General features: G+C 68.6%; 17 protein-coding genes. 12 read left to right on the forward strand and 5 right to left on the reverse strand.

The window, feature by feature from the left end:
- Positions 1-438: 438 nt before the first annotated feature.
- From AC3A6X_RS33285 to AC3A6X_RS33300, 4 genes are read right to left on the reverse strand one after another with little or no spacing between them, the layout of a single operon-like run.
- Entirely contained in the window at positions 439-891 is a 453-nt protein-coding gene (locus AC3A6X_RS33285; protein ID WP_487846186.1) for a hypothetical protein, read from the reverse strand.
- A complete protein-coding gene (locus AC3A6X_RS33290; protein WP_487846187.1) occupies positions 869-1,537 on the reverse strand; it encodes a transcriptional regulator in 669 nt (222 codons plus the stop codon). The genes AC3A6X_RS33285 and AC3A6X_RS33290 overlap by 23 nt, the downstream gene beginning before the upstream one ends.
- Positions 1,538-1,560: 23 nt before the next feature.
- Positions 1,561-2,202, reverse strand: coding sequence for a DUF1109 domain-containing protein (locus tag AC3A6X_RS33295; protein ID WP_487846188.1), 642 nt, complete (start codon positions 2,200-2,202; stop codon positions 1,561-1,563).
- Positions 2,199-2,771 (reverse strand): sigma-70 family RNA polymerase sigma factor, encoded by a 573-nt coding sequence (locus tag AC3A6X_RS33300; protein WP_487846189.1) that lies wholly within the window; start codon positions 2,769-2,771, stop codon positions 2,199-2,201. Before AC3A6X_RS33300 ends, AC3A6X_RS33295 begins: the two co-directional genes overlap by 4 nt.
- Positions 2,772-2,927: 156 nt before the next feature.
- Between AC3A6X_RS33300 and AC3A6X_RS33305 the strand changes: the two genes are divergently transcribed.
- The 12 genes from AC3A6X_RS33305 (at position 2,928) to AC3A6X_RS33360 (ending at position 14,953) form a co-directional block, all read left to right on the forward strand.
- The gene (locus AC3A6X_RS33305) at positions 2,928-3,218 is read left to right on the forward strand and encodes a BufA1 family periplasmic bufferin-type metallophore (protein ID WP_487846190.1); all 291 of its coding nucleotides are present in this window, start codon (positions 2,928-2,930) and stop codon (positions 3,216-3,218) included.
- A gap of 26 nt (positions 3,219-3,244) precedes the next feature.
- Positions 3,245-4,096, forward strand: a complete 852-nt coding sequence (bufB, locus tag AC3A6X_RS33310; protein ID WP_487846191.1) for an MNIO family bufferin maturase — start codon at positions 3,245-3,247, stop codon at positions 4,094-4,096.
- Positions 4,093-4,860 carry an HvfC/BufC family peptide modification chaperone gene (locus AC3A6X_RS33315; RefSeq protein ID WP_487846192.1) on the forward strand — a complete coding sequence of 256 codons (768 nt, stop codon included), beginning with the start codon at positions 4,093-4,095 and terminating at the stop codon, positions 4,858-4,860. Before bufB ends, AC3A6X_RS33315 begins: the two co-directional genes overlap by 4 nt.
- The gene (locus AC3A6X_RS33320) at positions 4,857-5,342 is read left to right on the forward strand and encodes a DoxX family protein (protein WP_487846193.1); all 486 of its coding nucleotides are present in this window, start codon (positions 4,857-4,859) and stop codon (positions 5,340-5,342) included. Before AC3A6X_RS33315 ends, AC3A6X_RS33320 begins: the two co-directional genes overlap by 4 nt.
- 67 nt (positions 5,343-5,409) lie before the next feature.
- Positions 5,410-6,768: a GTP cyclohydrolase II gene (locus AC3A6X_RS33325; protein ID WP_487846194.1), complete on the forward strand. Its 1,359-nt coding sequence runs from the start codon at positions 5,410-5,412 to the stop codon at positions 6,766-6,768.
- Complete coding sequence (locus tag AC3A6X_RS33330) at positions 6,765-8,174, forward strand: URC4/urg3 family protein (RefSeq protein WP_487846195.1); 1,410 nt, start codon at positions 6,765-6,767, stop codon at positions 8,172-8,174. Before AC3A6X_RS33325 ends, AC3A6X_RS33330 begins: the two co-directional genes overlap by 4 nt.
- A gap of 37 nt (positions 8,175-8,211) precedes the next feature.
- A complete protein-coding gene (gene upp, locus AC3A6X_RS33335; RefSeq protein WP_106559555.1) occupies positions 8,212-8,841 on the forward strand; it encodes a uracil phosphoribosyltransferase in 630 nt (209 codons plus the stop codon).
- A 33-nt stretch (positions 8,842-8,874) separates the two neighbouring features.
- Positions 8,875-9,876, forward strand: a complete 1,002-nt coding sequence (locus tag AC3A6X_RS33340) for a BMP family protein (RefSeq protein ID WP_487846196.1) — start codon at positions 8,875-8,877, stop codon at positions 9,874-9,876.
- A gap of 156 nt (positions 9,877-10,032) precedes the next feature.
- On the forward strand, positions 10,033-11,532 hold the full coding sequence (locus AC3A6X_RS33345) for an ABC transporter ATP-binding protein (protein ID WP_487846236.1): 1,500 nt from the start codon (positions 10,033-10,035) through the stop codon (positions 11,530-11,532).
- Between the two features lie 163 nt (positions 11,533-11,695).
- The gene (locus AC3A6X_RS33350) at positions 11,696-12,757 is read left to right on the forward strand and encodes an ABC transporter permease (protein WP_487846237.1); all 1,062 of its coding nucleotides are present in this window, start codon (positions 11,696-11,698) and stop codon (positions 12,755-12,757) included.
- Positions 12,748-13,668 (forward strand): ABC transporter permease, encoded by a 921-nt coding sequence (locus tag AC3A6X_RS33355; protein WP_487846197.1) that lies wholly within the window; start codon positions 12,748-12,750, stop codon positions 13,666-13,668. The genes AC3A6X_RS33350 and AC3A6X_RS33355 overlap by 10 nt, the downstream gene beginning before the upstream one ends.
- 4 nt (positions 13,669-13,672) lie before the next feature.
- Positions 13,673-14,953 carry an amidohydrolase family protein gene (locus AC3A6X_RS33360; protein WP_487846198.1) on the forward strand — a complete coding sequence of 427 codons (1,281 nt, stop codon included), beginning with the start codon at positions 13,673-13,675 and terminating at the stop codon, positions 14,951-14,953.
- Here the strand turns inward: AC3A6X_RS33360 and AC3A6X_RS33365 are convergent.
- The gene (locus AC3A6X_RS33365; RefSeq protein ID WP_487846238.1) at positions 14,844-15,146 is read right to left on the reverse strand and encodes an ATP-binding protein; all 303 of its coding nucleotides are present in this window, start codon (positions 15,144-15,146) and stop codon (positions 14,844-14,846) included. The two genes, AC3A6X_RS33360 and AC3A6X_RS33365, sit on opposite strands and share 110 nt — an antisense overlap.
- Positions 15,147-15,366 lie beyond the last annotated feature (220 nt).

Raw genomic sequence — 15,366 nt, forward strand, 5'->3', positions numbered from 1 at the left:
AATACAGAAATCTGTACAAGGGAGGGCTGGCTTCGGGACTGGATGGACTCAGCAACAAGGCGATGCTGGACGCCGCCGATTCGTGACACCTGATGTCAACATCCTGGTCGCCGCCTCGCGAAGCGACCATCCGCATCATGCGACTGCCAGCGCGTGGCTCGAACAGGCCCTGATCGACGCGAATCGAGGAACACCCCTGAAGCTGCAGTCCATGGTGCTTGCGAGCATTCTGCGCCTGGTGACGCATCCCAAGATCTTCGTCCATCCCACAACCCCTGGCCAATGCGCTGCGTTTTGTGGACGCGCTGCTGGAGGCCCCCGGCGTGGAAAAGCCCTCGCTCGGGCCCGAGTGGCCGCAGATGCGCAAGCTGTGCTCCGCGAAGCAGTTCCAAGGCCCAAGGATGCAGACAACATTGGCCAGTTGCCACGCGACATCTCCTATTCCTTCTCTCCTTGCGCTTTTTGTGGAACCGGCCCCAGGGTGTCGACCCGCGTCGCAACAATCTGGCACGCAGTAACCAAGTCAGTGACGATGCGCTCGTCGACGTTCAGATCGCCCTCGTACTCGCCGAGATTGCGAATGTCGTGACACTTCGACAGGACGCGCCAGACTTCGGGCCCGAGTCCGAGGGTGTGCGGCAGCAGCTGGAACACGATGTATCGATTGGTGGAGCGATAGCCGCTCCACCGGAGCGCCGCCAGGCACAGCGCATGCGCAGCGTTGTAGGCCAGATCAAAGCGACTCTCCAACGAGAGAGACACATTGAGTGCGTCCTGCAACCTGGCGTGCCCCGAGCGCTTGAGCCCGGCAAATTCCTTGGCGTCGGGCAGCTCTGCCTTCAATGGCTTGCCCGGGCCACTCAGGTTTTCAAACGGCGAGGTCACTGTCACCTCCGATGATCCAGATCTTGGGCTGTTCGAGCACACGGGTCAGGAACGAGTCTTTCGCGTTCAAGCGTTTTGCAAGATCCTTGCGCGTGAGGATCGTCGGGTTCACGGTACGGCCGAGCTTGCTGCTCGCCGCTTCCAACGCCGCAAAGGTATCTCCGTAACTCGCTTCATCACTGACCAGCATCAGGTCGATGTCGCTGCGGGCCGTGTCGGCTTTCTTGGCGACTGAACCATAGACGAATGCTGCGAGGATCCGTCCCTTCAACGGCCCCAGTGCTTGCCGCAGCGGCTCGGCCAGACCGACGGTCTTCTGCACGATGCCGCACAGTTCCTCGAAGAGAGGGGACTCGGCATTGGCCTGATAGTGCTTCTGATTGCCGACCGCTGTCACGTTGACTAATCCACTCTGTGCCAAGTTGGCCAGTTCACGCTGAACTGCGCCCGATCCGCTTCCGGTCAATCCGATCAATTCGGTGGCATAGAAGCTGCGCGAAGGTTGGCCGAACAGCAGCCCGAGCACCCGTTGCCTCGTGCCAGAAAAAAGCGCGTCCGCGAGGCTGCCGTGATGAGGGAGAACAATACGCCTTGTACCCATATTGGGCATGACTATACCCAATTTGGGCATGCTTGTGCCCATATTGGGCATGGATAATTCTTCTACCCGCTGTTTCACCACCGCAGCAACCGAGATCCCAAGATCGCCCCCGCTACCACCGGCAGCGCCATCCCAATCACATACCAGATCGCCAGGAATGGCGCCGCCAGTTCCTGGCAGTGCAAGGCATAAACGGCGGCCCCCGCCCCCGCTGACATCGCACCCGCCGCCGCGCCGGCCAGCGCTGGCTGGGTCGGCGCGAGACTCTTGAGCGCCACCAGCGAAGCCACGAACACCGGCGCCGCGATCAGCGCAATGTTGAAGACACAGGTCCGCCAGGTCTGCCCCCACACCATCGCCACGCGCTCGTCGAGCGGCGCCATCAGCCAGGTCACGAGCCCCAGTGCCCACACCAGCAGCACCGGCACCGCCAGGCCGAGCCACGCGGTGCGCACGCGCACCCCGGGCCGCGCCAGGCGCTGCACGATCACGAAGCCGGCGACGGCGATGCAGGCCGGGAACAGCAGCTTGACCCAGAACATCGGCCAGAACAGGGTCTGCACCAGGTCGCGCCGCACGCCGTACTCGAGGGCCATCACGGCAATCGACAGCGGCAGGCCGACTGCAAGCGCGAACGCAAAGCGCCGTACGGCAGCATGCCGCGGCACCGGCTCCGCGCGGGCCGCAAGCAAGGCCACGAGTTCGTCTGTTTTCATGATGAGGACTTTCCGATCTTCAGTGCCAGCGCCTTGAGCCCCCGATGGATGCCCACCTTCACCGCCGACTCCGACATGCCGGTCAGGCGTGCGGTCTCGGCCACCGACAGGCCCTCGAGCTTGACGTGCACGATCGGCAATCGATGCCGGTCCGGCAGGGTGTCGAGCAGCCCGGCCAGGTCGCGGCGCGCATCGCTGGCCTCGGTGGCCGAATCGGCGAACACGGCGAGCTCGTCATCGAGCGGGTCGTGCAGCGCCTCGCGTCCGGCCTTGGACCGCAGCAGGTCGATCATCTTGTAGCGCGCGATCGCATGCACCCAGGCCGTCAACGGCTGGTCGCTCTGGTAGGTGTGGCGCTGGTTGTGCATGGCGAGCAGGCATTCCTGGACAAGGTCTTCCACTTCATCGGGCCATCCGAACAGGCGCCTGGCCAGAAAGGCGCGCAGGTGTGCGCTGAGCTTCTGCAGGAAAGCCCGGTAGGCCGCGGCATCGCCGTCCAGGCCGCGCACGAACAACTCGTGCAGCACCGTCTCCGCATCGCTCCTTGCCATCGGGCTCCCATGGGTCATTCGTGCGCCGGCCCGCTCCGGTTACGGCGACGGGCAAAAAAAGAAATCCGGCGGATTGTGCCGTGCGTTGTAACCCCGCCGCCGCGGACGGCGAAGTAGAAGCGACCGTGCCAAACGCGCGGTTGCAAACTTCACTCAACCACTGGAGCACTATCCATGATCACTCGTCCTCTCGCCATCACCGCCCTCGCCCTCGGCGTCCTCGCCGCCGGTTCCGCCATGGCCCAAGATACGAAGCCGATGGCCGACAAGATGGCCGCGATGGAGAAATGCTACGGCGTCTCCATGGCCGGCAAGAACGACTGCGCCGCCGGCCCCGGCACCACCTGCGCCGGCACCTCGAAGGTGGACTACCAGGGCAACGCCTGGAAGAACGTGCCGGCCGGCACCTGCGCCACGATCAAGACACCCAAGGGCATGGGCTCGCTGACGCCGATCAAGTCCTGATCGATCCCACAGGCCCCTGCGCCACCATGCCCTCCCCCGCCCTCACCGCCGGCCTCGGCCTCAAGGCCGAACACTACGACGCCGCCGTGTCGGCGCGCGCCTGCGGCCTGTGGTTCGAGGTGCATCCGGAGAACTACATGGTGGCGGGCGGGCCGCGGCTCGGATGGCTCGAGGCGGTGCGCGAGCAGCATCCCGTCTCGCTGCATGGCGTGTCGCTCTCGCTCGCGGGCGAGAGCGAGCCCGATGCCGCGCACCTGCAGCGGCTGGCAGCGCTCGCCAGGCGCATCCGGCCGGCGCTGATTTCCGAACACCTGGCTTGGTCGGCCTGGAACGGCCACTACTTTCCCGACCTGCTGCCCTTTGCCCGCACCACCGAGGCCCTGCACCGCATCGCGGCCAACATCGGCCGAGCGCAGGACGCGCTGGCCACGGCGATCGCGATCGAGAACCCCTCCCACTACCTGCGCTTCGATGGCCACGCCTGGGACGAGATCGACTTCCTCGCCGAGCTGGCGCGCCGCACCGGCTGCACGCTGCTGCTGGACATCAACAACGTCCATGTGTCGGCGCGCAATCTCGGTTACTCGGCTGAGGCTTGGCTCGACCGCTTTCCCCAGGCGCTGGTGAGCGAAGTCCATCTCGCCGGCCATTCGCAGGACCCAGCGCTGGGCGAGGCCCTGCTGATCGATTCGCACGATGCACCGGTCGCGCCGGAAGTCTGGGCGCTCTATCGCCGCTTCATCGAGCGCGCCGGTGCGCGGCCGACGCTGATCGAGCGCGATGGCAACGTACCGGCCTTCGACGCGCTGATGCATGAGCGCAGCCTGGCCGAAGCCGCGCTGCGCGAGGGCACGCCAACACCGGAGACCCTGGCATGAGCTTCCAGGACGCCTTCGCCCAGGCCCTCTTCGCGCCCGGTGCGGTGACGAACCCGGCCGTGCGGCAGCTCGCCGCGCAGCCCGCCTTCGCGGTCTACCGCAACACGGTCATGAAGGCTTGCATCGACGCGCTCGAAGCCAACTTCCCGGCTGTTGCGCGGCTGGTGGGCAGCGAATGGTTCCGCGCCGCCGCCGCGCTGCATGTGGCGGCCAGCCCGCCGCGCGATGGGCGGCTGCTCAACTACGGCGAAGGCTTTGCCGATTTCCTGCAAGGCTTCGAGCCGGCCACCGAGCTGCCCTACCTGCCCGATGTCGCACGCCTCGACGCGTTGTGGCGCGAGGCTCATGCGGCCGAAAACGCGCCCCTGGTCGACACGGCATGGCTGTCGCGCCAGGCGCCCGAGCGGCTCGCGGCCCTTGTGCTGCCTCCACATCCGGCGGCGCGCTGGGCCTGGTTCGACGCGCAGCCGATCTACAGCATCTGGGCGCGCAACCGTGGCGACGGCAGCGACGAAGAAGAACTTGTCTGGCGCGGCGAAGGCGCACTTCTCACGCGCCCCGCCGACGCCGTGACCTGGCATCCCATCGGCCGCGCGGCCTGCGCCTTCCTGGATGCCTGCGCCAACGGCTTGCCGCTGGGCGACGCCGCCGAGCTGGCCTTGGCCCTCGATGCCGATTGCAAGCTCGCAGCGCTGCTCGAAGCCCTGCTGCGCGCCGGCGCCTTCACCCACCCCACCGCCCCTTCCACCGAAAGCACCCCATGAGCTCGAACACCGCCGCCTCCGCCCCCTTCGCAGCCGATGACGCGCACGGCCTTCGCGCACACTGGAACCGGCTCGCCGAGCTGCTCACGCGCCTCGTCCCGCACGACCTGCTGGCGCTGGCCACGCGCGTGGGCATCGCCGCGATCTTCTTTCTCTCGGGGCGCACCAAGGTCGAAGGCTTCCTCACGCTGACGCCGAGCGCCTACGAGCTGTTCCGCACCGAGTACAAGCTGCCGCTGCTGCCACCGGAGCTCGCGGCCCATCTCGCGGCCTACGCCGAGCACCTGTTCCCGGTGCTGCTGGTGCTGGGCCTGTTCACCCGCCTGTCGGCCCTGGCGCTGCTGGGCATGACGCTGGTGATCCAGCTCTTCGTCTACCCCGACGCATGGCCCACGCACCTGTCGTGGGCGGCTCTGCTGCTCTACCTCGTCGGGCGCGGCGGGGGCACGCTTTCGCTCGACCGGGTGTTGCGCATCGCCTAATCGCCCACGGTGCGCGGCTTGCCAGCCGCAGAAGCCCTCGCTACATTGTGTTTTTTGAGGGCCTGCAATGTCCGTTGACGCCGTTCCGACTCCTTCCACGCCGACGCTTTCCCCGAATCCTTCCGAGCCCTCCCCCTCCGCGCCGGCCTCCGCCTTGCCGGCCTCCACCTTGCCGGCCTCTTCCTCCCCGCAACGGCCGCATATCCGCCTGACCTCGCATGCCGGCGGCATGGGCGCGCTGCCCATCCAGTGGGGCGCCGCCAGCGCCGCCGAGCGCGGGCCGGTGGTGGGCACCACCACCAAGCGCGCGCATCGCAACGTGATCGGCACGCACAGCGGCTCCTACAGCGTCTATCGCGCGCTGGCCGTGGCGGCCGGCGCGCTCAAGCGCGAGCACAAGGCCGACCTCACCAACACGGCGCCCACCGACGTGGTCGGGCCTTACCCGCAATGGGGCGAGCCGGGCCGCATCGTCTCGCTCGACCCCTGGGGTGCGGTGGTGGCCGATGCCTTCGCGGCCGAGCTGGCGGCCGGCTACGACATCCGCCCCACCATCGCGATCACCAAGGCGCATGTGATCCTGCCCGAGGTCATCGAGGGGCTGCAGAAGGGCCGGCTGGTAGCCGACGGCAAGTTCCTCACGGCCGGCGGCGCGGCCATCGTCACCAAGGCGGCGATCGAACCGGTCTGGTACCTGCCCGAGGTGGCCCGCCGCTTCGGCTGCTCCGAGACCGACCTGCGCCGCGTGCTCTTCGAGGAAACCGGCGGCATGTACCCCGAGCTCGTGACCCGCTCCGACCTCGAGGTCTTCCTGCCGCCCATCGGCGGCCAGACGCTCTACATCTTCGGCAACCCGCGCGACCTGGCCAACCCGGAGGTCGAGCTCACGGCACGCATCCATGACGAGTGCAACGGCTCCGACGTCTTCGGCTCCGACATCTGCACCTGCCGCCCCTATCTCACGCATGCGATCGAGGAGTGCATCCGCGGTGCGCAGCGCGGCGGCGTGGGCCTCATCGCCTACTCGCGCAAGGAAGGCCGGGCGCTCGGCGAGGTGACCAAGTTCCTGGTCTACAACGCGCGCAAGCGCCAGGTGGGCGGCGACACGGCCGACCAATACTTCGCCCGCACCGAGTGCGTGGCGGGCGTGCAGGACATGCGCTTCCAGGAGCTGATGCCCGACGTCTTCCACTGGCTCGGCATCCGCAAGATCCACCGCCTGGTGTCGATGAGCAACATGAAGTTCGACGCCATCGCCGGCTCGGGCATCGAGATCGGCGAGCGGGTGAACATCCCCGACGAGCTGATCCCCGCCGACGCGCGGGTCGAGATGGACGCCAAGATGGCGGCCGGCTACTTCACGCCCGGCGTCGTGCCCGACGCCGAAGAACTCAAGAAGGCCAAGGGAAGGACCCTCGACACATGAGCAAGGACAACTACGGGGTCGACCCCGACCGGCCCACTTCGAACGCGGCTGTTCGCCATGCCGACGCCGACGGCCATGTCGACCCCGCGCTCGAGTTCGTCGAAGACACCGCCCACCCCGCCGGCGCCGTGGCCTTCCTGCGCACCACCCGCGCGATCCGCATCCGCGCCGCCGCGCTGCTGGCGCATGCGCGACGCGGCGAATCGGAGTGGTTCACCATCGGCGACGAGGCGGCGCTCGAGGAGACCGCGCGCGCCGTGGCGGGAGTGACGCACGAACGCTACCCTTCCGGCCCCATCCCCTTTCACAGCCGCTGGCGCCACTTCGAGGCCGGCGACGTGAACCGGATGGAAGAGCTCGACCGCCTGCTGGGCCATCTGAACCCGACGGAGCGCGCCCGCGCCCATATCGACCTGGTGCTGGTGAGCGTGCTGCTCGATGCCGGCGCCGGCCCCTACTGGCACTACACCGAGCCTGCCACCGGCAAGCGCTTCACGCGCTCCGAAGGGCTGGGCGTCGCGAGCTTCCATGCCTTCACAAGCGGCCTGTTCTCTTCCGACCCCGATCGCCCGCTGCAGGCCGACGCCGCAGGGCTGCGCGGCCTGGTGACCGACCGGCTCGGCGATGCCTTCCAGGTCAGCGACATGAACCAGCTGGTGGGGCTCTCCGGCCGCGCCACCCTGCTGCGCCGCCTGGGCGAGGCCATGAGCGAGCAGCCCGAGACCTTCGGCGACGACGGCCGCCCGGGCGGCATCTTCAACGCGCTGGTCAGCCCCCTCGGACCCACCGCGCCGCCGACGGCCGAAGTCACCGCGCACGACATCCTTTCGCTGCTGCTCGAATCGCTGTCGGGCATTTGGCCCGCCGCCAACTTCATCGACAGCCTTGCAGCCGACGGCAGCGATGCAGCCGGCGGCATTCCCTCGGGCGATCCCGCACTGGCCCTGGGAGACTGCTGGCGCCACCGCGCCGTGCGCGGGCCCGGGCTCACCAACGGCTGGATGCCCTTCCACAAGCTCTCGCAGTGGCTCACCTACTCGCTGATCGAGCCCTTCGAATGGGCCGGCGTCAGGGTGCGCCACCTGGAGGCGCTCACCGCCCTGCCGGAGTACCGCAACGGCGGACTGCTGCTCGACAGCGGCGTGATCGTGCCGCGGGACCCAGCCCTGCTGGAGCGCACCTGGAAGACCGGCGACGAGTTCATCGTCGAGTGGCGCGCGCTGACCATCGCGCTGCTCGACGAGCTGGCGCCGCGCGTGCGCAAGGCGCTCGGCCGCAGTGAGGAAGAGCTGCCGCTGGCCCGCGTGCTCGAAGGCGGCACCTGGGCCGCGGGCCGCGTGCTGGCACAGCGCTTGCGTGGCGGCACGCCGCCTCTGCGCATCGAAAGCGACGGCACGGTCTTCTAGACTCCCTCCTTTCGAAAAACGCAGGAAGCCTTTTCTCATGAGCAACGTCCACCTCGTCGACCACCCCCTCGTCCAGCACAAGCTCACGCTGATGCGCCGCAAGGAGGCCAGCACCAACAGCTTCCGCCGCCTCCTCAACGAGATCAGCATGCTGATGGCCTACGAGGTCACGCGCGACATGGCGATGCAGGACATCGAGATCGAGACCCCGCTCGAGACCATGAACGCCAAGGTGATCGACGGCAAGAAGGTCGTGCTTGTCTCCATCCTGCGCGCCGGCACCGGCATCCTCGACGGCATGCTCAGCGTGGTGCCCGGCGCGCGCGTGGGCCACATCGGCCTGTACCGCGACCCGAAGACGCTGACCGCGGTCGAGTACTACTTCAAGATGCCCGGCGAGATGGGCGAGCGCGACTGCATCGTGGTCGACCCGATGCTGGCCACGGGCAACTCGGCGGTCGCGGCGGTGGAGCGGCTCAAGGAGCTGAACCCGAAGTCGATCAAGTTCGTGTGCCTGCTGACCTGCCCCGAAGGCATTCGCAACATGCAGGCGGCGCACCCCGATGTGCCGATCTACACAGCCGCAATTGACCGCGAGCTCAACAGCCACGGCTACATCCTGCCTGGCCTGGGAGATGCAGGCGACCGCATCTTCGGCACCAAGTAAACAAACAAGCTTCCATCAACGAGGAGAGAGTCCGTGCCCCTACGCCGTCACCTGATCGTCCGTTCAGTCGCCATCGCCGCAGCGCTCGCGGCCGGCGCGCCCGGCCTCGCACTCGCGCAGGCCAAGCTCAAGGTGGCGGCGGTCTACACCGTGCCCTTCGAGCAGCAATGGGTCGGCCGCATCCACAAGGCATTGAAGGCGGCCGAAGCGCGCGGCGAGATCGAGTACAAGGCCACCGAGAACGTCTCCAACGCCGACTACGAGCGCGTGATGCGCGAGTACGCGCAGGCGGGCAACCAGCTGATCCTGGGCGAGGTCTTCGGCGTCGAGGCCGCGGCGCGCAAGGTCGCGAAGGACTTCCCGAAGACGGCCTTCCTGATGGGCTCCTCGCTGAAGCCGCAGGCGCCCAACTTCTCGGTCTTCGACAACTACATCCAGGAGCCCGCCTATCTCTCCGGCATGGTGGCCGGCGGCATGACCAAGACCCACAAGATCGGCATGGTCGGCGGCTTCCCGATTCCCGAGGTCAACCGGCTGATGAACGCCTTCATGGCCGGCGCGAAGGAAACCAACCCCAAGGTGGAGTTCAGCGTGAGCTTCATCAACAGCTGGTTCGACCCGCCCAAGGCCAAGGAGGCCGCCTTCGCGATGATCGACAAGGGCGCCGACGTGATGTACGCAGAGCGCTTCGGCGTCAGCGACGCGGCCAAGGAAAAGGGCAAGCTCGCCATCGGCAACGTGATCGACACGCAGGACAAGTACCCGGATACCGTGGTGGCCTCGGCATTGTGGAATTTCGAGCCCTCGGCCGACCGCGCGATCAAGCTGGTGAAGGAAGGCAAGTTCACCGCCGAGGACTACGGCCCCTATTCGATGATGAAGCACAAGGGCTCCGAGCTGGCGCCGCTGGGGACCTTCGAGAAGAAGGTGCCGCCGGAGATCGTCGCCAAGGTCAAGGCGAGAGAGGCCGAGATCCTCTCCGGCAAATTCACCGTCAAGGTCGACGACAGCCAACCGAAATCCACCGCCAAGTAAACGCGATGGATGGTTCCTGCTCCCTCTCCCGCTTGCGGGAGTGGGTTGGGGTGAGGGCATTGGGCCGTGGATAGCGCTCAGCCTCGGCAACCCTCCGCTGCCCTCACCCCCGCCCTCTCCCGCAAGCGGGAGAGGGAGCAAGAGAGCGTCCTCTCGCTGCGCGGCATCACCAAGCGCTTCGGCGCCCTGGTCGCCAACGACGCGATCTCGCTCGAACTGAAGGCCGGCGAGGTGCTCGCGCTGCTGGGCGAGAACGGCGCGGGCAAGTCCACGCTGATGTCGATCCTCTTCGGCCACTACACCGCCGACGAAGGCGAGATCGAGGTCTTCGGCCGGCCGCTGGCGCCCGGCCTGCCCAAGGCCGCGCTGGCCGCGGGCATCGGCATGGTGCACCAGCACTTCACGCTGGCCGACAACCTGAGCGTGCTCGACAACGTGATGATGGGCACCGAGCCCTGGTGGCAGCCCTTCTCGCGACGTGCCGCGGCGCGCGCCAGGCTGCTCGAGGTCTCGCAGCGCTTCGGACTGCCGGTGCAGCCGGAGGCCCGGGTCGGCAGCCTGTCGGTGGGCGAGCGGCAGCGGGTGGAGATTCTCAAGGCGCTGTACCGCGGCGCGCGCATCCTGATCCTCGACGAGCCCACCGCCGTGCTCACCCCGCAGGAAAGCGAGGCGCTGTTCCACACGCTCGCGCAGATGGTGGCGGGCGGACTCTCGATCATCTTCATCAGCCACAAGCTGGACGAGGTGCTGCGCGTCTCGCACCGCATCGCCGTGCTGCGCGGCGGCAGGCTGGTGGCCGAGGCGCCCGCGCGCGAGACCACGCAGGCGCAGCTGGCGCTGTGGATGGTCGGCCATGCGGTGGAGGGCGTGAAGCCAACGCCGGCGCGGCAGGTGGGCGATGCGGTTTGCGTGCTCGACCACGTGCGCACCGCCGGCGAGGGGCACGACCGGCTGCTCGATGTCTCGCTCGGCCTGCGCGCCGGCGAGATCACGGCCGTGGCCGGCGTCTCCGGCAACGGCCAGGTCGCGTTGGCGGAGCTGCTTTGCGGCACGCGCCGCGCGACCGGCGGCAGCGTGCAGCTGATGGGGCGGGCCCTGCCCGCCTCGCCCGCTCGCCTGGTCCGGCGCGGCGTGGCCCGCATCCCGGAGGACCGGCACGCGGTCGGCGTGGTGGGCGACCTGCCGGTGTGGGAGAACGCGGTCTCCGAGCGGCTTCGCAACGCCGGCTTCTCGCGCTGGCTCTGGGTGCGGCGGGCGGCGGCGCGTGCCCATGCACGCCGCGTCGAGCAGGCCTTCGACGTGCGCGGCGCCGGGCTGGACGCGCCGGCGCGCGCGCTCTCGGGCGGCAACATGCAAAAGCTCATCCTCGGCCGTGCGCTCCTGGCGCCGGATGCGGCGAAGAACAAGACGGCGCGCCTGATCGTCGCGCACCAGCCCACCTGGGGCCTGGACATCGGTGCGGTCGCCTACGTGCAGCAGCAGCTGATCGCGGCACGCGATGCCGGCGCCGCGGTGCTGCTGATTTCCGATGACCTCGACGAGGTGCTGGCGCTGGGGGACCGGGTCGCCGTGATGCACGGTGGCCGGCTGGGCGAGCCGCGCCCCTCATCGGCCTGGACCCGCGAGGCCATCGGGCTGGCGATGGCGGGCTCATGAGCGCAGCGCCGGGCCGCCCCAAGCAGGCTCACGCCCCCGAGGGGCTGAGGCCTGCGGCTCCAAGGCTGCCTGCGCAGGCTTGGACAGGCCGAAGAGCCGCCGCCTCTGGTGGCGACTCGTCCAGCGAGAACACGAAGTGCCGAGCGTGGGGGCCACACCCATGATGAGACTGGAGCGTCGACACGAAGCTTCGCGCGCCGCGCTGATGCTGGCGCCCGTCGGCGCGATCGGCTTCACGTTGCTGGTCAGTGCGCTGCTGGTGCTGTGGGCCGGTGCGCCGGTGGGCCGCACCTATGCACTGCTGCTGCAGGGCGGCTTCGGCTCGGTCTTCGCCTGGAGCGAGACGCTCACGCGCGCCACGCCGCTGATCCTCACCGGCCTGGCCGCCACGGTGGCCTTCAAGGCCCGGCTCTTCAACATCGGCGCCGAGGGGCAGTTCTACGGCGGCGCGCTCGCGGCGGTGGCGGTGGGCGGCCTGCATGGCGGCACCGGCTTCGCGCTGCCGATCTGGCTGCTTTTCCCGCTGATGATGGCGGCGGCCGCCTGCGTGGGCGCCCTGCTGCTGCTGGGGCCCGCACTGATGAAGAACAAGCTGGGCGTGGACGAGGTGGTGACCACGCTGCTGATCAACTTCATCGTGCTGCTCGGCGTCTCGGCCCTGCTCGACGGGCCGATGAAGGACCCGACGGCGATGGGCTGGCCGCAGAGCGTGTCGCTGCAGTCCGAGCTGGAGCTGGGCCGGTTGATTGCCCAGACCCGCGTCCACACCGGCTTGCTGTGGGCCGGCGCCCTGGCCCTGCTGGCCTGGGTGCTCTTCAAGTACACGGTGATCGGCTTCGACATCCGCGCGCTGGGCGCCAATGCGCGGGCCGCGGCCTTCGCCGGCGTGCCGGTCACGCGCACGGTGGTGCTGGTGGCCTTGATCTCGGGCGCGCTGGCGGGGCTGGCCGGCGCGATCGAGGTGGCGGGCCGCACCAGCTACGTCACGCTCGACATGTCGCCCGGCTACGGCTACAGCGGCATCGTGATCGCGATGCTGGCCGGGCTGCACCCGCTGGGCGTGCTGGCCGCGGGCGTGTTCGTGGCCGGCGTGCAGGTGGGCGCCGACACCATGAGCCGGGCCATCGGCGTGCCCACCTACATCGCGGACGTGATCGTGGCCGCCTCGCTGATCGCGGTGCTGGTGGCCACACTGCTCACGCAATATCGCCTGCGATGGAAATAGCCGACATCCTGTCCAACCAGGCCTTCTGGGTGGCGGTGCTGCGCATCGCCACGCCGCTGGTCTTCGGTACCCTCGGCGTGCTGCTGTGCGAGCGCGCGGGCGTGTTGAACCTCGGCATCGAAGGCATCATGGTCGCGGGCGCCTTCACCGGATGGCTCGCGGTGTATGCCGGTGCGCCCTTGTGGGCGGGCGTGGCGGTGGCCGCGCTCACGGGTGCGGTCTTCGGGCTGCTGCATGCCTTGCTCACCGTGGGCCTCGCGCTGTCGCAGCACGTGTCGGGCCTGGGCATCACGCTGCTGGCGACGGCGCTCAGCTACTACGGCTACCGCGTGAGCTTCCCGAAGGTCAACACGCCGCCGACGGTCACGCCCTTCGCGCCGATGGAGTGGCTGCCGATCCCCGTGCTCGACGCGCAGACGCCGCTCACGCTGCTGGCGCTGCTGCTGGTGCCGCTGCTGGCGTACCTGCTCTACCGCACGCCGCTGGGCCTGGCGGTGCGCATGGTGGGCGAGAACCCGCAGGCGGCCGAGGGCCAGGGCGTGTCGGTCGCGGCCACACGCACCGGTGCCATCGTGGCCGGCTCGGCGCTGATGGGCGTGGCAGGCTCCTTCCTCACGCTCTCGGCCTTCAACGCCTTCTTCTTCAACATGGTCAACGGGCGCGGCTGGATCTGCGTGGCACTGGTGGTGTTCGCCTCCTGGCGGCCGGGCAAGGCCCTGCTGGGTGCCTTGCTGTTCGCCTTCTTCGACGCGCTGCAGCTGCGGCTGCAACAATCGGGCGACGCGCTGCTGCCCTACCAGCTGTACCTGATGCTGCCCTATGTGCTGTCGATCGTGGCGCTGGTGCTGGTGGCGCGCAAGGCCGGCTATCCGCAGGCCCTCATGAAGCCCTATCGCAAGGGAGAACGCTGAAGCCATGCTCGATCTACTGGTTCACAACGCCGCCCTCCCCGATGGCCGCACCGACATGTCCATCGCCGTGCAGGACGGCCGCATCGCCGAAGTGACGGCAGGCCTCGATGCACCGGCGCACGAGAAGCTCGATGCGCAAGGCCTGCTGGTCGCGCCGCATTTCGTCGATCCGCATTTCCACATGGACGCCACGCTGAGCTACGGCCTGCCGCGCGTCAACCAGAGCGGCACGCTGCTCGAAGGCATCGCGCTGTGGGGCGAGCTCAAGCCGCTGCTCACCGCCGAGGCGCTGATCGAGCGCGCGATGGCCTACTGCGACTGGGCTGTGGCCAAGGGGCTGCTGGCGATCCGCAGCCATGTCGACACCAGCGACCCGAGCCTGCTCGCCGTCGATGCGCTGCTCGAGGTCAAAAAGCGGGTCGCGCCCTATCTCACCCTGCAGTTGGTCGCCTTCCCGCAGGACGGCGTCTTGCGCACGCCGGGCGGCGTCGACAACCTGAAGCGCGCGCTCGACAAGGGCGTGGACGTGGTCGGCGGCATTCCGCACTTCGAGCGCACCATGGCCGACGGCGCCGCCAGCGTGAAGCTGCTGTGCGAGCTGGCCGCGGAACGCGGCCTGCCGGTGGACATGCACTGCGACGAATCGGACGACCCGCTCTCGCGCCACATCGAGACCCTGGCCTTCGAGGCGCAGCGGCTCGGGCTGCAGGGACGCGTCACCGGCTCGCACTGCACCTCCATGCATTCGATGGACAACTACTACGTGAGCAAGCTGCTGCCGCTCATCGCCGAAGCCGGCGTCGGCGTGGTGGCCAATCCGCTGATCAACATCACGCTGCAGGGCCGCCACGACAGCTACCCCAGGCGCCGCGGCATGACGCGCGTGCCCGAGCTGATGGCCCAGGGCGTGAACGTGGCCTTCGGCCACGACTGCGTGATGGACCCGTGGTACGGCATGGGCTCGGGCGACATGCTGGAGGTCGCGCACATGGGCCTGCATGTGGCGCAGATGACCAGCCAGCAGGGCATCCGGCAGTGCTTCGACGCGGTGACGGCGAATGCCGCGAAGGTCTTCGGGCTCGAAGGCTATGGCCTGGAGGCGGGCTGCGATGCGAGTTTCGTGCTGCTGCAGGCGCGCGATCCCATCGAGGCGATCCGGCTGCGCGCGTCGCGGCTCAAGGTGTATCGCAGGGGCCTTTTGCTGGCGCAGACGCCGCCGGCCACGGCCGCCCTGCATCTCCCCGGCCGCGCGCCCACAACCGGCTGGATGATTCCCAGGCCCTGATCAGCCGTCCAGCGCCACGCTGAAGCCCACTGTGGTCACGCCGCACGGTGCCGCCGTGCATCAGGGCCACGGCCCTGACGATGGCCAGGCCGAGGCCGTGGTTCTCGCCGCTGTTGCGCCGCGAGGCGTCGACGCGGTAGAAGCGATCGAACAGCCGCGGCAGATGATCGGATGCGATCGGGGCGCTGTGGATTCGAGAAGCTCACCGCGACGGCATCGCCTTCGACCTGCACCGTCATGCCCGCTTCGTCGAGCAGCAGGTCGAGGAACTCGATGCTGCGCATCGGCGACGCGCAGCTGGATGTAGTCGTTGGCCAGCTCCGCCTGGACCGCGAGGCGCGCCGCGGGCGCGGCGGGCTTCCAGCCGCCGTCCTCCTTGAAGGCCGGCGCTGCCGCGCCTTCGCATGCCGCCC

The organism is Variovorax sp. Soil_C_12 (genome assembly GCF_057657375.1).